Origin of the sequence: Methanospirillum hungatei JF-1, from assembly GCF_000013445.1 — an archaeon.
GTDB classification, from domain to species: domain Archaea; phylum Halobacteriota; class Methanomicrobia; order Methanomicrobiales; family Methanospirillaceae; genus Methanospirillum; species Methanospirillum hungatei.
This window is the reverse complement of sequence record NC_007796.1, coordinates 790,705-809,770: the sequence shown is the minus strand read 5'-3', so window position 1 is coordinate 809,770 and position 19,066 is coordinate 790,705. Positions and strand designations below refer to the sequence as shown.

The window sequence follows — 19,066 nt, the reverse complement described above, 5'->3', positions numbered from 1 at the left end:
AAGATCATTCACTTTTTTTTCAGATCAAAAGAATTTGGATTTTTAATTATAAGTAAGAATAAAATATAAAAAAAATTGGATTAGTCTCCCCATTTCATCAATCTTCTGGATTCAGCCATATAATCTTCATCATACCTGATGGAATCATACACTTGTTTTAAAAACGGACCATCTTCTGCAAAAGTAGCTGCAGGCCCATAAATTCCCCAGAGGTATGCTACAACCGTCCCAACATAGATATCATAGGTCCCAACGGTCAGATATGCAATAACCGGAACTCCGTTTATTCTGAGAGAAACCTCCATAGGTTTGACATGGATCCCACCAAAGACACTGATGCCGCTCACATCTGCATCAGGATAACCCAGAATCTGAACACTATCAGCGAACTTTCCTCCCAATGCCAGATCCTGACTGAAGTAATTCTCCACATATTGTTCAGGAGTTGTTCCAAGGGGAAGCAGGTTTGGATATTGATGCACCTGGGATAGAAACATAATCCCGTATGTCGGGTCCTGTGGGTTTGTTACACTAATACCAAGACACTGAAAATTGTCAATATTCCACCCGGCTGGTAGAAGCATCGTCAACGCACCTGGTACCTCATGTGCCCGTAGGGCCGGAACAGCAGCAGATGATCCTCCTGTTACGAATCCGAATTATATCAGCAGGAGCATGATTCCTATACATGCCTGATCTGTTATGGTCTCTCACCGAGAATATATCAGTCACTCAGTTCATCAGAGTTTCTCCAAGATGAATCATGATTCCATGAACACAATTCTTTATACTTCAAAAGTCCTACAGTCAACAATCATGAATAATCCATATAAACATCTCCTGAAAATTCGAAATGGGATGTTCATTCTTTTTATTATTCTCTCTATTGGCTTTATTATATCACCAGGAATATCTGAACCATTGACGCCCCCGGAAAATACAACCGACCCATCTCTTCCTTTTTACTTTATCGCGGTGCATAATGAACCATATCACGGGACATTTCAACAGGAACAAAAATTAAAGGCTGCATATGAGGCTGTTGCACAAACACAAAAAAAGCTTAATATAAATTATTAAAGCTTAATTATATATATTATTAAGATCAATATATTATATGTCTCATCGCTATAACATGATTAGAGGATATGGTAATGAACAACAATTTTTACTCCCTGTCAATGCGATGGACTGGCTATCTGAAAATGATATTACTTATGGCATATTAGAAATTCTTTCGATTCTCGATATTAGTCCATTTATTAATAAATATCGTGACGATGGTCGCGGTTCTGCCTTTTTTGATCCTCGTTCAATGCTTGGAATAATAATTTATTCAATGATTCGTGGAGAAAAATCTAGCAGAAAAATTGAGATGTGCTGCCATTATGATATTGGATATCGGATTGTCGCCAATAATCTTACACCTGACCATACAACGATCTATCGTTTCAAGAAGAATAATTCAAAAGAAATCAAATCCCTTTTTAAACAATTATCTCAAATTATCGTAGAATCCGGGATAGCAAGAATCGGTGTCCTAGCCCTCGATGGATCAAAATTTGGCTGTAATGCCTCTTTATCAGCCAATAAAAAATTAAAATACCTTGAAGCAGAGCTAGGTCGGCTTTTTGATGAATCACAGGAAATTGATGAGTTAGAAAACGATGATATAAATATTCAGGATATGGAGATTAACCGACTACCTGAGCATCTTTCAACAAAAGAAAAACGAAAGGAAGTTCTTAATCGGGCTAAAGAGAAATTAATTGAACGACATGATATCGAATCTAAAAAACAAGAAAAAAAGATTCTGGACCGCGAAAAAGAAGAATTAGAATCGGGTAAAAAGAAACGAGGTAGAAAGCCTTTAGAGCCTAAAAAAGAGCCATCTTCAGATTCAAAAGTAAATCTCACTGATCCTGAAAGTCAGATAATGTCAACCACCAATGGCTGGATTCAAGGGTATAATGGGCAGATTATCGTTTCTGAAAATCAATTTATCCTCGCTGCAATGATATCAGATGAGCAAAACGATAAAAAATTATTAATACCTATGCTAAATGAACTCGAAGACCTTTTTACGGGTATTCATCCATCAATTTCGCCTAATATACTACTATCTGATGCAGGTTATTTCTCATACCCGAATTCTTTAGCAGAATTGGATTATGGCATTCAACTCATCATCCCTCCTTCTAAAGAAAGAAAAATTCCAGAATATTCAGATAATGATGGGTATATCTCACGAATGGAAATGATATGTCGGGCGATTTGTATGGGAGAAATAATCACATTTCCGGAATTGCAAAGTATCGGGACGTTTGTTTGGCAATCTTTTATGAACAGAGAGAAACAAGCAACAACTCAGGAAATTTGTAAACGAGTTATGGAAGTACGTGTGAAATCCCCCACTGGTAGAGAGTTATATCGAAAACGAAAATACATGGTCGAACCAGTTTTTGGTAATATGAAACATAATATGAGGTTTAGGAGTTTCTCTCAAAAAGGGAAAGAGAATTGCGAGGGAGAATTCTTTTTAGCTGCATTAGTGCATAATATAAAAAAACTTATCAGATTTGAGGGTATAGTTAAAATTAAAGAATTTGCTACGAATATTATAAAACCGTCAAGAGGTTCAGGTTTTTCCTATATTTTTGCAAACACAGTATGTAAAGTGGGAATTGATACATGCAGGTTCATACATCAATTAGTCTATTTTGGTTGATAGCTTAAGGGGTAGAGATCGATCATTTGTGATCCTGCATGATATTGATCATTGGTGCAACACCCTCATATGCTGTATTAAAAGAAATGGTAAATAAGGCTGATACCTATGGGATTTCATTAACCCTTATGTTCACTCCCCAGTGGGGAAAGATGATAGGATCTGATCCCGAAAAACTATCCGAAGTAAAATCATGGGAACAAAATGGACATGAAATTGCTCTTCATCATCACAGTATCTACCATGGGGGCTGGGATGGATATACGGATTATTCTCCGGAAGAAGCACGATTAGAGCGTTTGAAGCATACCAAAAACCCTGAACCATATCTGGGAACACTTGATGACATGATGGATGCATTAGCACCCTTAAATCCAAATATATCATCTGGTTGTGCCAATGATGAACAGGATAAAACAGTTCTCCCTTCCACCATCAGATATGATACCTGTTCAGGATTTCTCAACACAGGAGATCCTGGTATACGTTCCGATAGACAAAGTCAGGGAAAAGGAGTAAATGATTATATCATTGTTGGAACAGTAAATGGAACTGAACACCGATGGCTGAGTCACCGGATAATCGGAACCATGGAACCTGAACGAGAGGCAGAACAGGAGATGGCGAATTCAAACGTGAATAGTGTCTTTGGAGCTATCACCCATAGTACCTCTGAACAGGTAAAAGCAACATACAAATTCTTTGAGTATATCCATGCACGTGATACTACCGGAAGCCGGAGCAGAACGGTCAGTGAAATCATGGAAGAAGGAATTTTACCCGAAAAAACATTATCAGATGATATCATCAATGCCCGCTATTCATATGAACGGGTTACCTCTGATTCTGTCAAAGAGGGCCTTCCTTTAACAGAAACTCCCCGTGAAGAGAAACAATTTTCGCTTCAAAAACCAAGAAAACCATGATGAAAATGAAAAGAAATCCTATTCAAATTATTATTCTCATCACATGCATCGCACTCATGTATCCGGTTTTAACCGAAGCTACCTCCTGTCAGATTGAGATTGATCCCTCCCAGGTTACCGGAGAGATACTCCCACTTCTGGGGATAAATGCCGGCCCTTCTCCAATTGGAGATCCAAAAAATCCTGATATTACCTCCCAATACCAGAATATCGGGGTCCAATCAATCCGTAATCATGACATATATGGTGCTCATTCAATGTCGATACTCTACCCGAACAGAATGTGTGATCCACAAATCAGGGATTGTTACAATTTTTCCTCGAGTGATGATACCTTTGCAGCAATTGTGAATGGTGGATTTCAGCCATATTTTCGTATCGGAGATGGGTATGAAATTGTAAATCCACCAGCTCCCGAGGAACATGAAAACTGGTCTGATGCTACAGTACATGTCATTCGTCATTACCATCAGGGACTGTGGGATGGCTTTCATTCAAACATCACCGGTGTAGAAATCTGGAATGAACCAGATAATATTCATTTCTGGCCGAAACCACATACCCAGGAGGAATTTTTCAGATTATATGCGATGACGGCAAAAAAACTCAAAGCAGCATTCCCAGACCTGAAGATTGGAGGACCGGGAGTTACTCCGGCATGCATAAAATCAGAGAAAGGAAGGCAATACCTTCGTTCATTTCTCACATATATGAAACAGCACCAGGTACCACTGGATTTTCTTTCCTGGCATATGTACTCCAACAATCCGGATGATTATACTGAAGGTGGATTATACATTGACTCTTTGTTGAAGGAATTTGGATATGAAAACGCAGAAAACCACCTGACTGAATATAATACAGAAGTAAAGAAAGGAAAGGCAGATGAGGGGGCTCTGGCACTTCGTGCTGGATCTCGTGGTTCAGCAATCCTTACCGCTGCCTGGATCTCACTTCAGAATTCCGGAGTGGATGCAGCATATCTCTACAGGGGAAATGATCCCTCTATTGCATTTCCAGAGTTTTATGGAATCTTCTACGCGAACGGAAAGCCAAAAAAGACTGCTCTAGCCTTCTCTCTCTGGTCTGACTTGGTGAACTATCATACAAAAATTCATCTTGATATCCCTGATTCCTATGGTTTTATGTATGGACTTGCGGGTCAGGACGATAATGGGAATATCGGCATTCTGGTTAGCAATACAAATAATATGACCCAACCGGTACACTTCCATTTCAAGAACAGTACCTATACAATGGAGAAGGGGTTCATGGTATCACATCTTTCTGATTTAGTTCAGGAGATTAAAATAAAGGATAATCAGATGGTAATGCCACCAGATTCAGTTTTATTTATACAGATGAATACGATAGATCAGGTATACCATACCTCTTAATCAATTATTTATCGAATGATCTTCATATTCCATTCTTTCGATATATTCATCTCCTTTGATTTCCAAAAAGTTAGTAAATACAGTCCGTTTTTCATGAGATATGGAAAGATCATTATAGATTCACGTATTTCATTCTGGCCTTTCCTACAGGATTAATCTCATATGGACTGATATGAAAAATCTCTCTCAAATGAGAAGAGAGTGATTTTATGATATCATTTGGTTATCAGACAGGACCGATAGGTCCATATCTACAATATATTATTCCATTCCTTTCATTGCCCGGAAATAATGAGATTGATAGATCTGGAATGATTCATTCCTTCATAATTTTTAGAAAACGAGCACCACGAAATGAAAGATGAGATGGTAATATTTTTAAAAACACTCTTCTACACAATTATCAATGGAAGAATACTAACATTTTTCAAAATAAAAAATACACCCAACTATACATGATACAACGGTACTCTCTGCTCATGATCCTTCTTCTTTTCATATCCGCTTCACCGGGAATTATTGTAATATCTGATAGTGGGCAGGATGATCTTCAGGGTGATCAGAATGATACGCTCTCCAATAATGATCTGGTTTGTATTGGAATTCTGGTCATGCAAAGTGGATTTATTAAAGATATCGGGGATGAATATATTCGGGCTTTTCAGATGGTACAAGAAGAATTTCCGGATGTAACCATTGAACCGATAATCATGGACGGGGGAAGTGAACCTTCGGTATCTGTTTCTTCATGGGAAACCATGAAAGAATCACATCCCGATATTCCCGTAGTAATTACCGTATCAAGCTGGACTACAAACGTTGTTTATCCTGATGCAGCGGATACAGGCATCGTCCATTTGGCACTTGGAAGTGCAGCAATAAACCGGTCTCACACATCCGACCGGTTAATCCGGTTTACACCCGGAGTACAGCAGGAATTACCGCTGCTTGTATCCTACCTTGAAGGATTTGAACGAATCGCAATCATAGGTGGCGAAAATGACTACAGCCGGGAATATTATATTGCTCTGCATGAGGCTCTCCCGGATAGTATTGTCCTTGATTCACGGTATGATCAGAATAATGTTGCAACAACCCTGAATATTACATCAATAAACGAAGCTCATCCGGATGTTATTCTCCTGCTCAGTGAATCTGAAGGAGGAGAGGTTATCAAATTGTTGAGAACCAATAATATTCTTTCACCGATCATTGGAACCAGGGTTATTGAACGAAATACACTTACAGAAATTGATGAAACGGAGGGGCTTATCTTCACAACTCCGCAGCTCAATGAATCGCATCCATTTTTCACCCGGTTTTATGAAAAGTACGGAGAGATGCCAACATTTTACGGGGCGGAAGGATATGATGCATTAACGACCTTATTCTCTGCAATAACTGAATGTGGGAATTCTTCTGAATGTATTGCTAACTGGTATCAGAACCGGACATATGATGGAGCTCTCGGTTTCGTTCAGATAGATGACCATGGGGTCGCAACATATCCGATTGGGTTTAAAATTGTAAAAGATGGAGAGATTGAAGATTATATTCCTTCAAGTCTCTAATTATTAAATTTCATTCTTTTTATCTTGAAATTATCCCCTTTTTCATCAATTTTTTGATCTCTGCCAGGTATACACGTATATGGTAATTATCATTTCAAAAAGTGATGAATCATACGTTAAGGTTTTTAATCGCCCCATTTCATCTATTCTGCATTCAGCAAAAAGCGAATACATACCATTATAGTGAAAGCAGGTTTTTCAGATACAGAATTGTATCATCCGCTTATTGATGGTATTGTGCTCTGTTTTTTTATTGGCTTCCTTCAGATCATCGCGAACCAGATTTGTAAAAAGTATAATGAATACCAATCTCCTTACTTGTTCCATAGGTTAAAGGTATGGAACAGATTATTGATATCGTAAAAATAATTTCAGGGATATTGATCCTCATAATGGGGTTCGGATTTCACTGGATAGGTCAGTTAATATCCGTAATGAACCGTGATCTAGCGATCAGGTTAGGAATTTGGGAGAAAGACAATCTTCAGGAATATGAAGTCTATGAAAACGGGATATCCATTGCTGATGTATCACTTGGATGGATATATGGTGTTGCCGGTGCAGGCCTGCTCTTAGGATATGAATGGGGATATTCCCTGTGTTTGATCCCCGGGTTTGCCTTACTGTATCATGGGATAAGCTTCTGGTCATGGACTAAAAATCAAATCAAAACCGGTCATCCTTCATCGAGTGCCAAAAATCCCATAAGAATAAGCTGGACTGTATGTAATATGTTAACCGGAGCACTTGCAATTATGGTATCATTGACAGGACTCTATGTTTTCAGATAATGTGCGTATACATATTCGGGAGAGCTCATTCAAAAGAGAAAAGATTGAAAGTCTTATGTGAGGAAGGAATTCGCATACATTGGTCAGGCATCGTGTATGAATTTCTTATGGATACACAAAAAAAGATACCTGATGACGATCTATCAGCATTCAGGTTTGTACATTCGTTTATGGATTCTTCTCTTCCGGGATATTGTTCATAGGGGTGATAATCTACAATGTTTAAACCAGGGGTTCATTATCATGATGCGAAAATTATGTGATTTCATATATACGTATCTGCAGGCATTCAATATTCAGGGAGGTCCTATCATATGAAAATAGCCGTCACCGGGAAAGGAGGAGTTGGAAAGACATTCATTGCCGGAACTCTTGCCGGTCAGTATGCTGCTGCGGGGAACAAAACGATAGCTATCGATGCTGACACATCCCCAAACCTTGCTCTGACACTCGGCATGACCGAAGCTGATCTTGAGAAGATTATACCCATTGCAGAAAATACATCCATCATCGAGGAAAAGACCAAAACTGATTACCCGGGAGTTTTTAAATTAATCTTTACCGTTGATGATATCATCAAAAACCAGTCAGTTCAGACACCTTGCGGGGTATCCCTCCTGGTTATGGGAACGGTCCAGTCGATGGGGTCAGGGTGTGCCTGTCCGGCTTATAGTGTCATCAGAAATCTTATCGGCCATCTGATAACCGAATCTGACGAGGTCATCATCCTTGACATGGAGGCAGGAATTGAGCATCTGGGAAGAGGCACGGCTGAACATGTTGATGTGATGCTCATCGTCACCGATGCACATCAGGCATCCCTGGTTACAGCGGAGCGGATTGCACGACTGGCCAGGGAAGGAGGCATCCCACGAATTGCTCTCGTCGCAAACCGGGTCAGGGGAGAGGAATCATCCACCCGGATTTCAGATATGGCATCACCTCTCCATATACCAGTTGCTACAGTCATTCCCTATGATGAAGAGATTCTTGATGCCGGAGTCAGGGGATTGTCACCGGTCCACCTGGATACACCGGCAACAAGGGCAATAACTGACTTATTAAACTGGATTGAAGGAACAAGAAAATCATGAAGACCATCGTTATTATGGGACGGGGAGGAACCGGTAAAACCTCCTTTGTAAGTCTTATTGCGGATTATTTCATCAGAACAGGGCAGACACCCCTGCTCCTTGTAGACCTGGACCCGGATCAGAGTCTTGGCGAGATGATTGGAGTGGATCTACAGCGGGAAGGGAAAAAAAGCATTGCAGAACTTATTGAAGACACCTTTATTGAAAAAGGAGGGACCACGATTGGAGTTCCGCCATCCGAACGGATTGAGCACCGGATCTGGGAGGAGGGTATGTATGAAGGTGAGAAATTTGATTTCATCGCCATTGGAACCAAATGGGTTGAGGGATGTTATTGTATGCCTGATGCAGCCCTTCGTGATGCCCTGGGCCGGCTTATTAAACAGTACCGGTATGTCATTATCGATGCACCCGGAGGACTGGAACACCTGAACCGGCGGGTGACAGCCAGAGTCGATGATATCATTGATGTCCTTGGACCTTCTGCAAAATCCTTTGCTCACCTGGAACGAGCGAAAAAAATTGCGGATGAATGCGGGATTTCCTATGAACGATTCATCTCCGTTGGGGGATTTTTATTTCCGGAGGAACTTGGGAAGCGGGCAACATCCATCCCTGATACCCGGTTCTTTGGAAAAATTGCATATGACGATGAAGTCTCACGAAGGACGATAGCAGGAGAGAGCATATTCGGCATTAGATCTGACAGTCCGGGTCCGGTTTCTGTTGCAAAGATACTCGCTAAAGCGGGGTATGCGAACCCTTCCCATTCGGAATGATCAACAGAGGTAAATCATTAAACCATAATGAATTGTTACTTATGAGAAGCAACTCTCCGGCCGGATACCTGTGAACAGAAAAAATATACATATACGTTTGAGCGAAGCGAAAAGCTCGACCGGATCCATAAAGGATCTGGACATCAAGATTGGAAAAATTAAGGGCGAACAATGGGAAGAAAAGGAAGGGCCAACACCTTTCCCTGATCATACCGCACTCCGAAACTGGGACCGGATGCTCCTTACCCGGTACAAACCATTGTATATTCCTTTTTGTGACCTCTGCTGTTTATGTACTTATGGAAAGTGTGACCTTTCCGGGGGGAAGAGAGGAGCATGCGGGATTGGCATGGAGGCTCAGCAATCCCGTATTGTGCTTCTTGCCGCCTGTATCGGGGCAGCGACTCATATCAGTCATGGACGGCATCTGGTTGACCATTTAATAGAGAAGATGGGACGGAGAACACCCATCGATGTCGGGGGCTCCAATGTGGATGTTGAAGCCCCGATGATCCGTCTTGTCTGTGGGATTAAACCAAAGACCCTTGGGGATCTTGAGACGGTCCTTGACTATCTGGAAAGCCAGGTGACCGAGCTCCTTGCTGCCGCCCATACCGGACAGGAAAGTGATCCTCTTGATTTTGAGTCCAAGGTGTTCCATGCCGGGATGCTGGATCATGTCGGGCTTGAACTTGCCGATATGGCACAAATATCTGCTTTCAATCTCCCGAAGGCAGATCCTGATGCTGCATTGGTCGAGTTAGGGCTTGGAACTATCGATGCAGAGAAACCTGTTATCCTGGTTATCGGACATAATGTTCCACCGGCAATAGATATCATACAATATTCACGGAAACACAATCTCTCCGGGAAGATTGAGGTCACCGGTATATGCTGCACAGCAATTGATCTGACCAGGTTTGATCCAAATGCAAAAATTGTCGGGCCAATATCATGGCAACTCAGATATATCAGGAGCGGTGTTCCAGACCTTATTGTTGTGGATGAGCAGTGTGTCCGGGCAGATCTATTAATAGAGGCAGGAAATATCCAGGCACCTCTTATTGCCACCAGTTCGAAAAACTGTGCCGGCCTTGTTGACCGGACCGATGATGATCCGGATGATATTGTGAGAGATCTGGTATCAGGGGTCGTTCCGGGTGTCCTCATCCTGAATCCCCTGAAAGTCGGGGAAGTGGCAGTCCGGGCAGCCCTTGAATCTCATGAGATCCGGAAGACGAAGAAAACCAGTATCATACCGACTGCAGAAGAACTGATTGAATATGCAAAACGCTGTGGTGGATGTATGGAATGCACCCGTGCTTGTCCGAATGAAACACCGCTTCCGGAAGCGATGAAACAGGCAGCCACCGGAGATCTCTCCTTCCTTGCAGATATCTATGATACCTGTATCGGGTGTGGCCGATGTGATGATGCCTGTAATAAGGAGATCCCAATCCACAGCTCTCTGGTTGCAGCGGCACGGGAAAAAGTCCTGAACGAGAAGCATTTTGTCCGGGCCGGACGGGGTGCAATTCAGGATATCGAGATTCGTGAAGTCGGCGGACCAATAGTCCTTGGAGAGATTCCCGGTGTTATTGCCTTTGTCGGATGTGCCAATTTCCCGAACGGTGCATCTGAAGTTGCAGAAATGGCAAGGGAGTTTGCCAAACGCAGGTATATCGCGGTTGCAACAGGATGTTCTGCGATGGCAATTGGCATGTACCGCAATGAAGACGGACAGACCCCGTACGAGGAGTTTCATGGTCGATTTGACGCCGGGGGAATTGTTAACGTCGGTTCCTGTGTGTCCAATGCCCACATATCAGGGGCAGCAATTAAGATAGCCAGTATTTTTGCCAAACGCAACCTGAGAGGAAACTATGAAGAGATCGCCGACTACGTCTACAACCGGGTCGGTGCTGTCGGGGTTGCATGGGGAGCAATGTCCCAGAAAGCAGCGGCGATTGCGGCAGGATTCTGGCGGCTTGGTATTCCGGTTATCGTCGGTCCTCATGGTGCAAAATACCGCAGAATGCTCCTTGGCAGGAAAGACCATGACGAGGACTGGTATGTCTTTGATTCACGGACCGGTGAAAAGGTGCAGGTCGGGCCGGTTCCTGAACATCTCTTTGTGACCGCTGAAACAAAGGAAGAAGCGATGGTTCTTATTGCCAAATTGTGCATGAGACCAAATGATACTTCACGTGGCCGGTCCATGAAACTAACCCATTATATTGACCTCTATAAGCGGCTATATGGTATCATGCCGGATGATCTCCACCTCTTCATTCGATCGCCGGCAGATATCCCAATTACCATGAAAGAAGAGCTGCTTCCAATCCTTCAGGAGAGAGGGCTCAAGGACAGGATCATCCCTGACCCGACGCTCCTGAAATCCCAGATACGGACACAGATGGGAGGAAGATCATGAGCGGTCAGGATAGTTGGATTCGGGCTGAGATGGGAGGAACAAAACAGGCGTCTGTCATCTCAAAACCTGAAGTCCTGATGGCCCTTTTGAAAAAGGCGAAACGGCCCCTGATCATTATAGGTCATGAGACCATCTCTGACAGGGTCAGGACCGATATCCTTATCAGGATGGTTTCTGAATTTCAAAAAACCCAAAGAATACCGATACTAACCACCTCTCATATCGCCGGTCAGGTCATGGAACGGGGAATCCGGTTATCCGGAGTTCTTGGAAGTATGGAGATTATTGACCGGCTGCGGGACCCGACCTGGAATGGATGTGACGGAAACGGGCAATATGACCTTGTCTTTATCGCGGGATTCTCCTATGCTCTTGGATCCCTTCTTTTCTCCGCATTAAAACAGAATGCACCCCAGACAAAGGTGATCTCTCTGGATCCGAAATACCATCCCCATGCCACCTGGTCGTATGCAAATATGAAGACAGATTCCTGGAAAGCAGAGATTGATCGTCTGATTGACCTCTTACATTCAGAGAACACTCATCAGAAGATGGAGGAGATACATGTTTGAAGATATCCCGGTTGAAGTAGGTCTTGTTCATGAAGGGGAGCGTATCAGAAAAGAGGATATGCGGGTGGAACTTGGGGGTCCGAAGGTATCAGAGAAGTTTGAACTTGTCCTCGTAAAAAAATCCGATGAAATAACTGATGGAAAAATATCTATTCTCGGGCCTGATCTTGCCGACCTTGAAGAAGGGAAGAGTTATCCGTTTGGTATACTGGTAGAGGTTACAGGGGAAAAACTGGAAGAGGATTTGGAAGGGGTCTTTGAAAGACGTATCCATGAATACCTGAATTATATCCAGGGCGTTATGCATCTGAACCAGCGATATGATCTCTGGATGCGGGTCGGGAAAAAAGCATTTGCAAAGGGCCTGAACTCTTTTCATCAGATTGGAAGTGCCCTTATCAGTTTATACCGGAGTGAGCTTCCGATTATTGAAAAGATCCAGATCACCTTCTTCACAGGCGGAGAGGAGTTTCAATCCACCTATAATCTCGCCCGTGAACGATATGAAACACGGGATGCACGGGCACGGGGACTTCTTGATGAAGAAGTAGACACCTTTTACGGGTGTGCACTCTGTCAGTCCTTTGCCCCCTCACATATCTGTGTCATCACCCCTCAGCGATATGCTAATTGTGGTGCTATCAGCTGGTTTGACGGTCGGGCAGCAGCCAGAATGGATCCTGACGGGCCTATCTTCCCGATTGCAAAAGGTGAATACCTGGATTCTGAACATGGCGAATACTCCGGAGTGAATGAACACGCCATCAAACGCTCAATGGGAGCGGTAAACCGGGTCTGGCTCTATTCTGCATTCGGATATCCGCATACCTCATGTGGCTGTTTTGAGGCTATTGCATTTTACATCCCCGAAATTGAGGGTTTTGGTATTGTTCATCGCCGGTTTGCAGGACCTACAGTCAATGGTCTTGCATTCTCAACTCTTGCTGATTCAACAGCCGGGGGGCGACAAGTGGAAGGATTTCACGGTATTTCACTTGAGTACATGCGGTCAGTGAAATTTCTGCAGGCAGATGGCGGATGGAATGCCATCGTATGGATGCCGGCAGAGATTAAGGAGATGCTGAGTGGGATTATTCCTGAAGATGTTGCAGGGGCAATCGCAACCGAGCAGGATGCCCTGGATATTAATGCCCTGAAATCATTTCTTACATCACATCACCATCCCGTCGTATCAAAGTGGATTGTGCCGGAAGACACTGAAGAAGAGATCTCATCTGATTTTGGACCCGCAACTCCGGTTATGTCCTTTGGAGAACTCCCGCTCATGGCAGGTGGCGTGAAAATTATCCTGAAAAATGCAAAGATCTATGCAGAACGGGTAATCATACAGCCTGCTGATACACATAGGAAGAAACAGGGAGGGAAGAATGACTGACCAGGAAAAGCCGGATATCAGTAATCTCATCAGACTCTTAGGACCTGGCCTTGGAGAACTCCTGTCCGGCAGGCAGATTGAACTCGAACATGTGGAACTGGAACTTGGAGAACTGGAACTCTGGATCCCGGTAGGAGGTATCTCTCAAGGATTCCCGGCACCCGTCGCAGCCGCTGCTAAACAGATGACACCTCCCGTAAAACGACTGCCACGACCTGATGACCTCATTTCAGAAAAATTCCTGATGGAACCGGATGTATTCCCCGCACAAATCAGGGAGATTACTCTTGGTGCCACCCGGGCTGAAGGAGGAACACGGGGCAGTACTATCACCGTCGGGGGATCAACCTCCATTCCATTCACGCATCCCCAGTCACCGCCACCTCATCCTCCGGTCATATCCCTTGATGTGTTTGACACCCGTGTCCCGATGCCAAAGGCTTTGAAAAACCATCTGACCGAGGTAATAGATGATCCTGCAGCATGGGCAAAGATGAATGTAGAGCAGTTCGGAGCTGATATGGTAACGGTTCATCTGCTCTCAACCGATCCACTTATTCAGAATAAATCTCCTAAAGAAGCTTCGAAGACGGTTGAGGAAGTCCTGCAGGCTGTGGACGTTCCTCTTATCATAGGCGGATGCGGCGATCCCAAAAAGGATGCGGAGACCTTTACTGAGATAGCAGCAATGGCAGAAGGAGAACGTCTGCTTTTAAATTCAGTCACCTCTGACATGGCAGATGCCAAGACACTAGAACCGGTGTGCAAAGCAGCGGATACCCATGGCCATTGTCTTCTTGGGTTCACCGGTCTTGACCTGAATAGTGCAAAGGAACTGAACCGACGTATATACCAGTATTTCCCTCCCGAACGACTTCTTATGGACCTGACAACGGTTGCCTTGGGATATGGTCTAGAATACTCGTTTTCAATCCATGAACGTGCACGAATGGCTGCACTCATGGGTGATCCGGAGCTTCAGCATCCGACAATATCAGCCTGCACGAATGCATGGTCAGCCCGTGAAGCATGGATGGATCTGGGTCCTGCATTTGGGAGGAATGATCTCCGGGGGCCATTATGGGAAACAATCGGTGGAATAACCCTGCTTCTCGCCGGTGTGGATCTCTTTTTGATGATGCATCCACTGGCCGTATCAACGCTCCGTGACGTAGCTGGAAAACTCATGCACCCGGCAGAGATAAAACCGGATATGGCTGACTGGGCAGCACTGAAGATATGAGGTGGACAGGATGAAAGAGGAACATAAAAAAAGTATTCGGGAGATCAGTCCGATTGACGTATATAAACTCCTGCCACGGACAAATTGTGCAGAATGTGGCGAAGCTAACTGCATGGCTTTTGCAACCAAAGTGGTGAATGGTGAGGCGTTTATAGAAGGATGCCCCCCTGTTCTGACAAAAAATTATGAGAAAGACCTGCTCAAACTTCAGGAGTTACTCGCCCCGCCGGTTCGTGTAATCCATTTTGGAACCGGAAATAACCAGCTGAAGATCGGCGGAAAACATGTCCTGTACAGGCATGAATTCACCTACCAGAACCCGCCCCCCATCGCCATCGATATCTCTGACGATATGGAGAATGAGCAGATTGCTATCAGAATTAAAAAGGTGCAGGATTTCTCATATACCTATATCGGAAGACCACTCTCCCTTGATGCCCTGGCCGTACGGTCAGTAACCCAAAACCCATATCGATATACAGAGGTTATTCAGCACATCTGTGAGCTTTGTAACCTTCCCCTTATTCTCTGCAGCACTGACCCGAATATCATAAAAGCAGGATTGTCCGCTTGTGCAGAGAGAAAACCGCTCATATTTGCCATCACGAAAGAGAACTGGAAAGAGATGGGTGAACTGGTTCTGGATACCGGCTGTCCGGTTGTGGTATCAGCTCCGGGAGATCTATCCCTTCTCAGAACTCTGGTCAGAACACTTCAGGAATGGGGCATCGTAGATATGGTTCTGGATCCTGGAACATTCCATAGCGACCAGATAGGGCAGACGATTCATCTCTTTACTGCTCTCCGAAAAGCGGCTGTGAAAAATTTCGACTCCCTGTCCGGGTATCCGATTCTGGGAACCCCTATATCGGTATGGAACGGACCGGAATTATCCGATGATCTGAACCACTGGCAGGAGGCATATCTTACATCCATGCTCATCACCCGGTATGCTGATCTCCTGATTATGCACAGCATTGAGGGATGGGCTCTTCTTCCCCAGCTTATCTGGCGGTTTGGTATCTACACCGACCCACGAAAACCGGTATCTGTTGATGCAGGTGTCAGAACTTTTGGCAATCCGGATAAGACGTCTCCGGTTCTCATCACCTCAAATTATGCCCTGACCTTCTTTACTGTGGAGTCTGACATCAAGGCTGCAAAGATAGACTGCTACCTTATTGTCATCGATACCGGAGGTCTTTCTGTCGAAGCAGCAGTCGCCGGACGATATCTAACCGCAGCAAAAATTGCCGAATCTCTCAAAGAATGGAAGGCAGATACACTTGTCTCTCACAAGAATCTTATCATCCCCGGTCTTGCTGCCCGATTATCCGGAGAGACCGAGGAAGAGACCGGATGGCGTGTTCTTGTCGGCCCACGTGATTCATCAGGAATCGGGCAGATGATACGGGAATGCTGGCCTCCTGCGGATGAATAATCGTGTCAGATTTAATATCTATTCTTTTTCAGCCGATGAACCGGATGGTGACCGTCGAGGCCGGCTTAACGGTTCTTGATGCAATCCGGGAAGCTGGGATTCAGTTTGAAGCAATCTGCGGGGGAAAGGGAACCTGTGGAAAATGCCGGGTAATCAGGGTATCGGGAAAGGTATCTGAAGAGGGCTCCGTCTGTGCAAAATTCCTCACCCTTGATGAACAGCGAAAAGGATACTGCCTGGCATGTCTTGTGAGGGTCTGGACCGATGCCGTTTTCACCATTCCCATTGAGAGCAGAATTGACACCCCCCAGATTCTTCTAGACGTTGCCCGGACAATCGGGACAATCCACCCCTCTGTGCATAAGTATCAGGTTGAGAAAAACACTACCGGACCAACGGCAATCTTGGGACCTTCTATCAGGTTTACCGGTTATACCGGGAAAAGGCCGGTAATGACTGAGGAACAGAGACAGGTCATTCTGCATGCTAATGGCCCTCTTACCGGAGTTATCTCTCTGGATGGAGGAACAAGCAGGCTCATCAGCCTTGAAGAAGGAGATACAACCGGGAGTTTATTCGGTATTGCCCTTGATCTAGGGACCACCACCGTCGTCGGTCTTCTCATCGATCTCATCACCGGAGAGGTTATCAGACGGGCCTCAACCCTGAACCGACAGATAACCCTGGGAGAAGAACTGGTTACCAGAATAGCCATCGGAAGAAAAGAAGATGGAAGGGCAGAACTCCGGGCGGCAGCTCTTGGAAGTATCAATGAGGTCATCCACAAGCTGACCAGGGATGCCGGGATTATGGATAGTGAGATCAATGACATCTGTATCGGCGGGAATACCGTGATGTCCTGGTTATTTGCCGGAAGAGATCCAACTCCCCTTGAATATGTGGATGCACATATCCCAACCGATCCGATTATTCTGACTGCAAAAGACTGTGGAATTGCTACCGGGCCTGATGTGCTGGTATACTGCCTTCCTGCGGTGAGCAGATTTGTCGGTGGTGATGCCATTGGCGATGTTCTGACTGCAGGCATACACAAAAAAATGGAGATCTCTCTGCTCATCGATCTGGGGACAAATGGTGAGATTATCCTTGGGAACAAGGACTGGCTGGTTTCCACATCATGTGCTTCAGGCCCGGCTTTTGAGGGTGCAGGGATGCGATCAGGGATGCGGGCGATGAGAGGGGCAATAGACACCGTCAAAATCGGCCTTGACGGCCATGTCACCATTCATGTCATTGGTGATACAGAGCCCAAGGGGATTTGTGGTTCAGGTATCATCGATGTCGCTGCAGAAATGGCTCGTGCCGGCATTCTGGACTTTAGCGGGAAGTTCGTCGATACTGCACCGGGTGTCAGACAGGGTGAGAATGGACCTGAATTTTTACTGGTTCCTGCTCTGAAAACTGCTACCGGAAAAGATATTGTCATCACGAGTGAGGATATGGCCTATCTCATGGACTCGAAAGCCGCTGTCCTTGCAGCGATAACGGTCCTCTTACAAAAATACCGGTTACGCCTTCATGATATTCAGCATGTATTCCTTGCCGGAGCATTTGGCTCTTTTGGAAACATTGATCACCTGATATCATTTGGAATCCTTCCAGAATTTCCGTCTGCAAAATTTCACCGGATAGGTAATGGTTCTCTTGCAGGAGCATATGCCTGTCTTCTTTCCATAGATGCACGGCGGGAAGCAACCGAGATTGCAGAAAGGATGGGATATATCGATCTCCTCGTTGATAATGATTTTATTGAGGAGTACTGGGCTGCACTTCGGATACCAGGAAAAGAAGAGTTGTTTCCCTCCCGGTTTCCTAAGAAACATCGAATTCATCAAACCGGAATGAGTAATTCAGTCAGTAATTCCTCTTCAGGCACGTCATCCGGATCATTCAGGTAATTATCACGACATGGGGCCTTCGGTTCATATCCCTGTTTCGCTGTCCATTCATAGAGTTTTCCCCATGATTCATGAGCATCCTGATATGGTCCCTTGTGTATTGCTGATGCAAACCGGCCGCCAGGCATCGTTCGTATGGTAATACCCGGAATCTGATCAGGCAATCTCCCGGTCACCGGAACGGCCACTTCTACATCTGCATCAGATTCCCGGTATTCACCATCATGATAGATCGTCATGAATGGGCCGGTTATGGATACCTGTTCTAACCCTCTCTGGGGAGAAGAGAAATATTGACACAATGTGCCAATAAGTTTCGGGATAACCTCTTCATATGTTCCCTTATCACGGATAGAAAGCACTCTGAGCGATTCGATATCTTTCAAGGTTGGTTCTGCTACAATCATAGAAAACATCTCCATCTGCTGTCTTTGCAGAAAGTGATCAATGGATTGTAACCGTTTGATCTCGGCAGATACCCGCTTTCGTTGCTCCTGAATGAGCTGTGCCACAGTACTGTCATCTCCCTGTTCCTTGGCTTTCAGGACTTCGATTATCTGTGCAAGAGGGAATCCAAGATCTACGAGAGAGCGGATCATGACACCACGTTCAATCTGTGATACCTGGTAATACCGGTATCCGGTAAACCGGTCCTTCACCGCCGGGGATAAGAGACCAGTTTCATCATAGAGACGAAGTGCTTTGCAGGTCAGGCGGGTAATCATTGAAAACCTGCCGATGGGTATCTTTTCCGGGATCATAGTGCTACTCATAC

General features: G+C 44.7%; 16 protein-coding genes. 14 read left to right on the top strand and 2 right to left on the bottom strand.

Annotated features, from left to right (window positions below):
* Window positions 1–80: 80 nt before the first annotated feature.
* Window positions 81–584 (bottom strand): hypothetical protein, encoded by a 504-nt coding sequence (locus tag MHUN_RS03675; protein ID WP_011447735.1) that lies wholly within the window; start codon window positions 582–584, stop codon window positions 81–83.
* 232 nt (window positions 585–816) lie between these two features.
* Here MHUN_RS03675 and MHUN_RS03670 point away from each other — a divergent pair, with 232 nt between their 5' ends.
* The 14 genes from MHUN_RS03670 to MHUN_RS03600 all read left to right on the top strand — a co-directional run bounded on the left by MHUN_RS03670 (window position 817) and on the right by MHUN_RS03600 (window position 18,291).
* A complete protein-coding gene (locus tag MHUN_RS03670; RefSeq protein WP_143709342.1) occupies window positions 817–1,080 on the top strand; it encodes a hypothetical protein in 264 nt (87 codons plus the stop codon).
* Between the two features lie 37 nt (window positions 1,081–1,117).
* Window positions 1,118–2,728 carry an IS1182-like element ISMhu2 family transposase gene (locus MHUN_RS03665; protein WP_011447733.1) on the top strand — a complete coding sequence of 537 codons (1,611 nt, stop codon included), beginning with the start codon at window positions 1,118–1,120 and terminating at the stop codon, window positions 2,726–2,728.
* A gap of 38 nt (window positions 2,729–2,766) precedes the next feature.
* Window positions 2,767–3,654, top strand: a complete 888-nt coding sequence (locus tag MHUN_RS03660; RefSeq protein WP_011447732.1) for a hypothetical protein — start codon at window positions 2,767–2,769, stop codon at window positions 3,652–3,654.
* A 5-nt stretch (window positions 3,655–3,659) separates the two neighbouring features.
* Window positions 3,660–5,051 carry a GH39 family glycosyl hydrolase gene (locus MHUN_RS03655; protein ID WP_158498149.1) on the top strand — a complete coding sequence of 464 codons (1,392 nt, stop codon included), beginning with the start codon at window positions 3,660–3,662 and terminating at the stop codon, window positions 5,049–5,051.
* A gap of 455 nt (window positions 5,052–5,506) precedes the next feature.
* On the top strand, window positions 5,507–6,622 hold the full coding sequence (locus MHUN_RS03650; RefSeq protein WP_011447730.1) for an ABC transporter substrate-binding protein: 1,116 nt from the start codon (window positions 5,507–5,509) through the stop codon (window positions 6,620–6,622).
* 338 nt (window positions 6,623–6,960) lie between these two features.
* A complete protein-coding gene (locus MHUN_RS03645; protein WP_011447729.1) occupies window positions 6,961–7,413 on the top strand; it encodes a hypothetical protein in 453 nt (150 codons plus the stop codon).
* A gap of 314 nt (window positions 7,414–7,727) precedes the next feature.
* Window positions 7,728–8,507 (top strand): AAA family ATPase, encoded by a 780-nt coding sequence (locus MHUN_RS03635; RefSeq protein WP_011447728.1) that lies wholly within the window; start codon window positions 7,728–7,730, stop codon window positions 8,505–8,507.
* The gene (locus MHUN_RS03630; RefSeq protein ID WP_011447727.1) at window positions 8,504–9,286 is read left to right on the top strand and encodes an AAA family ATPase; all 783 of its coding nucleotides are present in this window, start codon (window positions 8,504–8,506) and stop codon (window positions 9,284–9,286) included. The genes MHUN_RS03635 and MHUN_RS03630 overlap by 4 nt, the downstream gene beginning before the upstream one ends.
* A 97-nt stretch (window positions 9,287–9,383) precedes the next feature.
* Window positions 9,384–11,720 (top strand): CO dehydrogenase/acetyl-CoA synthase complex subunit alpha, encoded by a 2,337-nt coding sequence (gene cdhA, locus MHUN_RS03625; protein ID WP_239441565.1) that lies wholly within the window; start codon window positions 9,384–9,386, stop codon window positions 11,718–11,720.
* Window positions 11,717–12,292, top strand: a complete 576-nt coding sequence (gene cdhB, locus MHUN_RS03620) for a CO dehydrogenase/acetyl-CoA synthase complex subunit epsilon (RefSeq protein ID WP_011447725.1) — start codon at window positions 11,717–11,719, stop codon at window positions 12,290–12,292. Before cdhA ends, cdhB begins: the two co-directional genes overlap by 4 nt.
* On the top strand, window positions 12,285–13,688 hold the full coding sequence (gene cdhC, locus MHUN_RS03615) for a CO dehydrogenase/CO-methylating acetyl-CoA synthase complex subunit beta (protein WP_011447724.1): 1,404 nt from the start codon (window positions 12,285–12,287) through the stop codon (window positions 13,686–13,688). The genes cdhB and cdhC overlap by 8 nt, the downstream gene beginning before the upstream one ends.
* Window positions 13,681–14,931, top strand: a complete 1,251-nt coding sequence (gene cdhD / locus MHUN_RS03610) for a CO dehydrogenase/acetyl-CoA synthase subunit delta (protein ID WP_011447723.1) — start codon at window positions 13,681–13,683, stop codon at window positions 14,929–14,931. The genes cdhC and cdhD overlap by 8 nt, the downstream gene beginning before the upstream one ends.
* A 10-nt stretch (window positions 14,932–14,941) precedes the next feature.
* Window positions 14,942–16,372: an acetyl-CoA decarbonylase/synthase complex subunit gamma gene (gene acsC, locus MHUN_RS03605; protein WP_011447722.1), complete on the top strand. Its 1,431-nt coding sequence runs from the start codon at window positions 14,942–14,944 to the stop codon at window positions 16,370–16,372.
* A gap of 2 nt (window positions 16,373–16,374) precedes the next feature.
* Entirely contained in the window at window positions 16,375–18,291 is a 1,917-nt protein-coding gene (locus MHUN_RS03600) for an ASKHA domain-containing protein (RefSeq protein ID WP_239441564.1), read from the top strand.
* Here the strand turns inward: MHUN_RS03600 and MHUN_RS03595 are convergent.
* Entirely contained in the window at window positions 18,225–19,064 is an 840-nt protein-coding gene (locus MHUN_RS03595) for a MerR family transcriptional regulator (RefSeq protein ID WP_011447720.1), read from the bottom strand. The two genes, MHUN_RS03600 and MHUN_RS03595, sit on opposite strands and share 67 nt — an antisense overlap.
* Between the last annotated feature and the right edge of the window lie 2 nt (window positions 19,065–19,066).

Bases quoted from the DNA above. Each gene is read 5' to 3' on its own strand.
- MHUN_RS03675 (WP_011447735.1), bottom strand. From the start codon at position 584: ATGCTTCTACCAGCCGGGTGGAATATTGACAATTTTCAGTGTCTTGGT.
- MHUN_RS03670 (WP_143709342.1), top strand. From the start codon at position 817: ATGAATAATCCATATAAACATCTCCTGAAAATTCGAAATGGGATGTTC.
- MHUN_RS03665 (WP_011447733.1), top strand. From the start codon at position 1,118: ATGTCTCATCGCTATAACATGATTAGAGGATATGGTAATGAACAACAA.
- MHUN_RS03660 (WP_011447732.1), top strand. From the start codon at position 2,767: ATGATATTGATCATTGGTGCAACACCCTCATATGCTGTATTAAAAGAA.
- MHUN_RS03655 (WP_158498149.1), top strand. From the start codon at position 3,660: ATGAAAAGAAATCCTATTCAAATTATTATTCTCATCACATGCATCGCA.
- MHUN_RS03650 (WP_011447730.1), top strand. From the start codon at position 5,507: ATGATACAACGGTACTCTCTGCTCATGATCCTTCTTCTTTTCATATCC.
- MHUN_RS03645 (WP_011447729.1), top strand. From the start codon at position 6,961: ATGGAACAGATTATTGATATCGTAAAAATAATTTCAGGGATATTGATC.
- MHUN_RS03635 (WP_011447728.1), top strand. From the start codon at position 7,728: ATGAAAATAGCCGTCACCGGGAAAGGAGGAGTTGGAAAGACATTCATT.
- MHUN_RS03630 (WP_011447727.1), top strand. From the start codon at position 8,504: ATGAAGACCATCGTTATTATGGGACGGGGAGGAACCGGTAAAACCTCC.
- cdhB (WP_011447725.1), top strand. From the start codon at position 11,717: ATGAGCGGTCAGGATAGTTGGATTCGGGCTGAGATGGGAGGAACAAAA.
- cdhC (WP_011447724.1), top strand. From the start codon at position 12,285: ATGTTTGAAGATATCCCGGTTGAAGTAGGTCTTGTTCATGAAGGGGAG.
- cdhD (WP_011447723.1), top strand. From the start codon at position 13,681: ATGACTGACCAGGAAAAGCCGGATATCAGTAATCTCATCAGACTCTTA.
- acsC (WP_011447722.1), top strand. From the start codon at position 14,942: ATGAAAGAGGAACATAAAAAAAGTATTCGGGAGATCAGTCCGATTGAC.
- MHUN_RS03595 (WP_011447720.1), bottom strand. From the start codon at position 19,064: ATGAGTAGCACTATGATCCCGGAAAAGATACCCATCGGCAGGTTTTCA.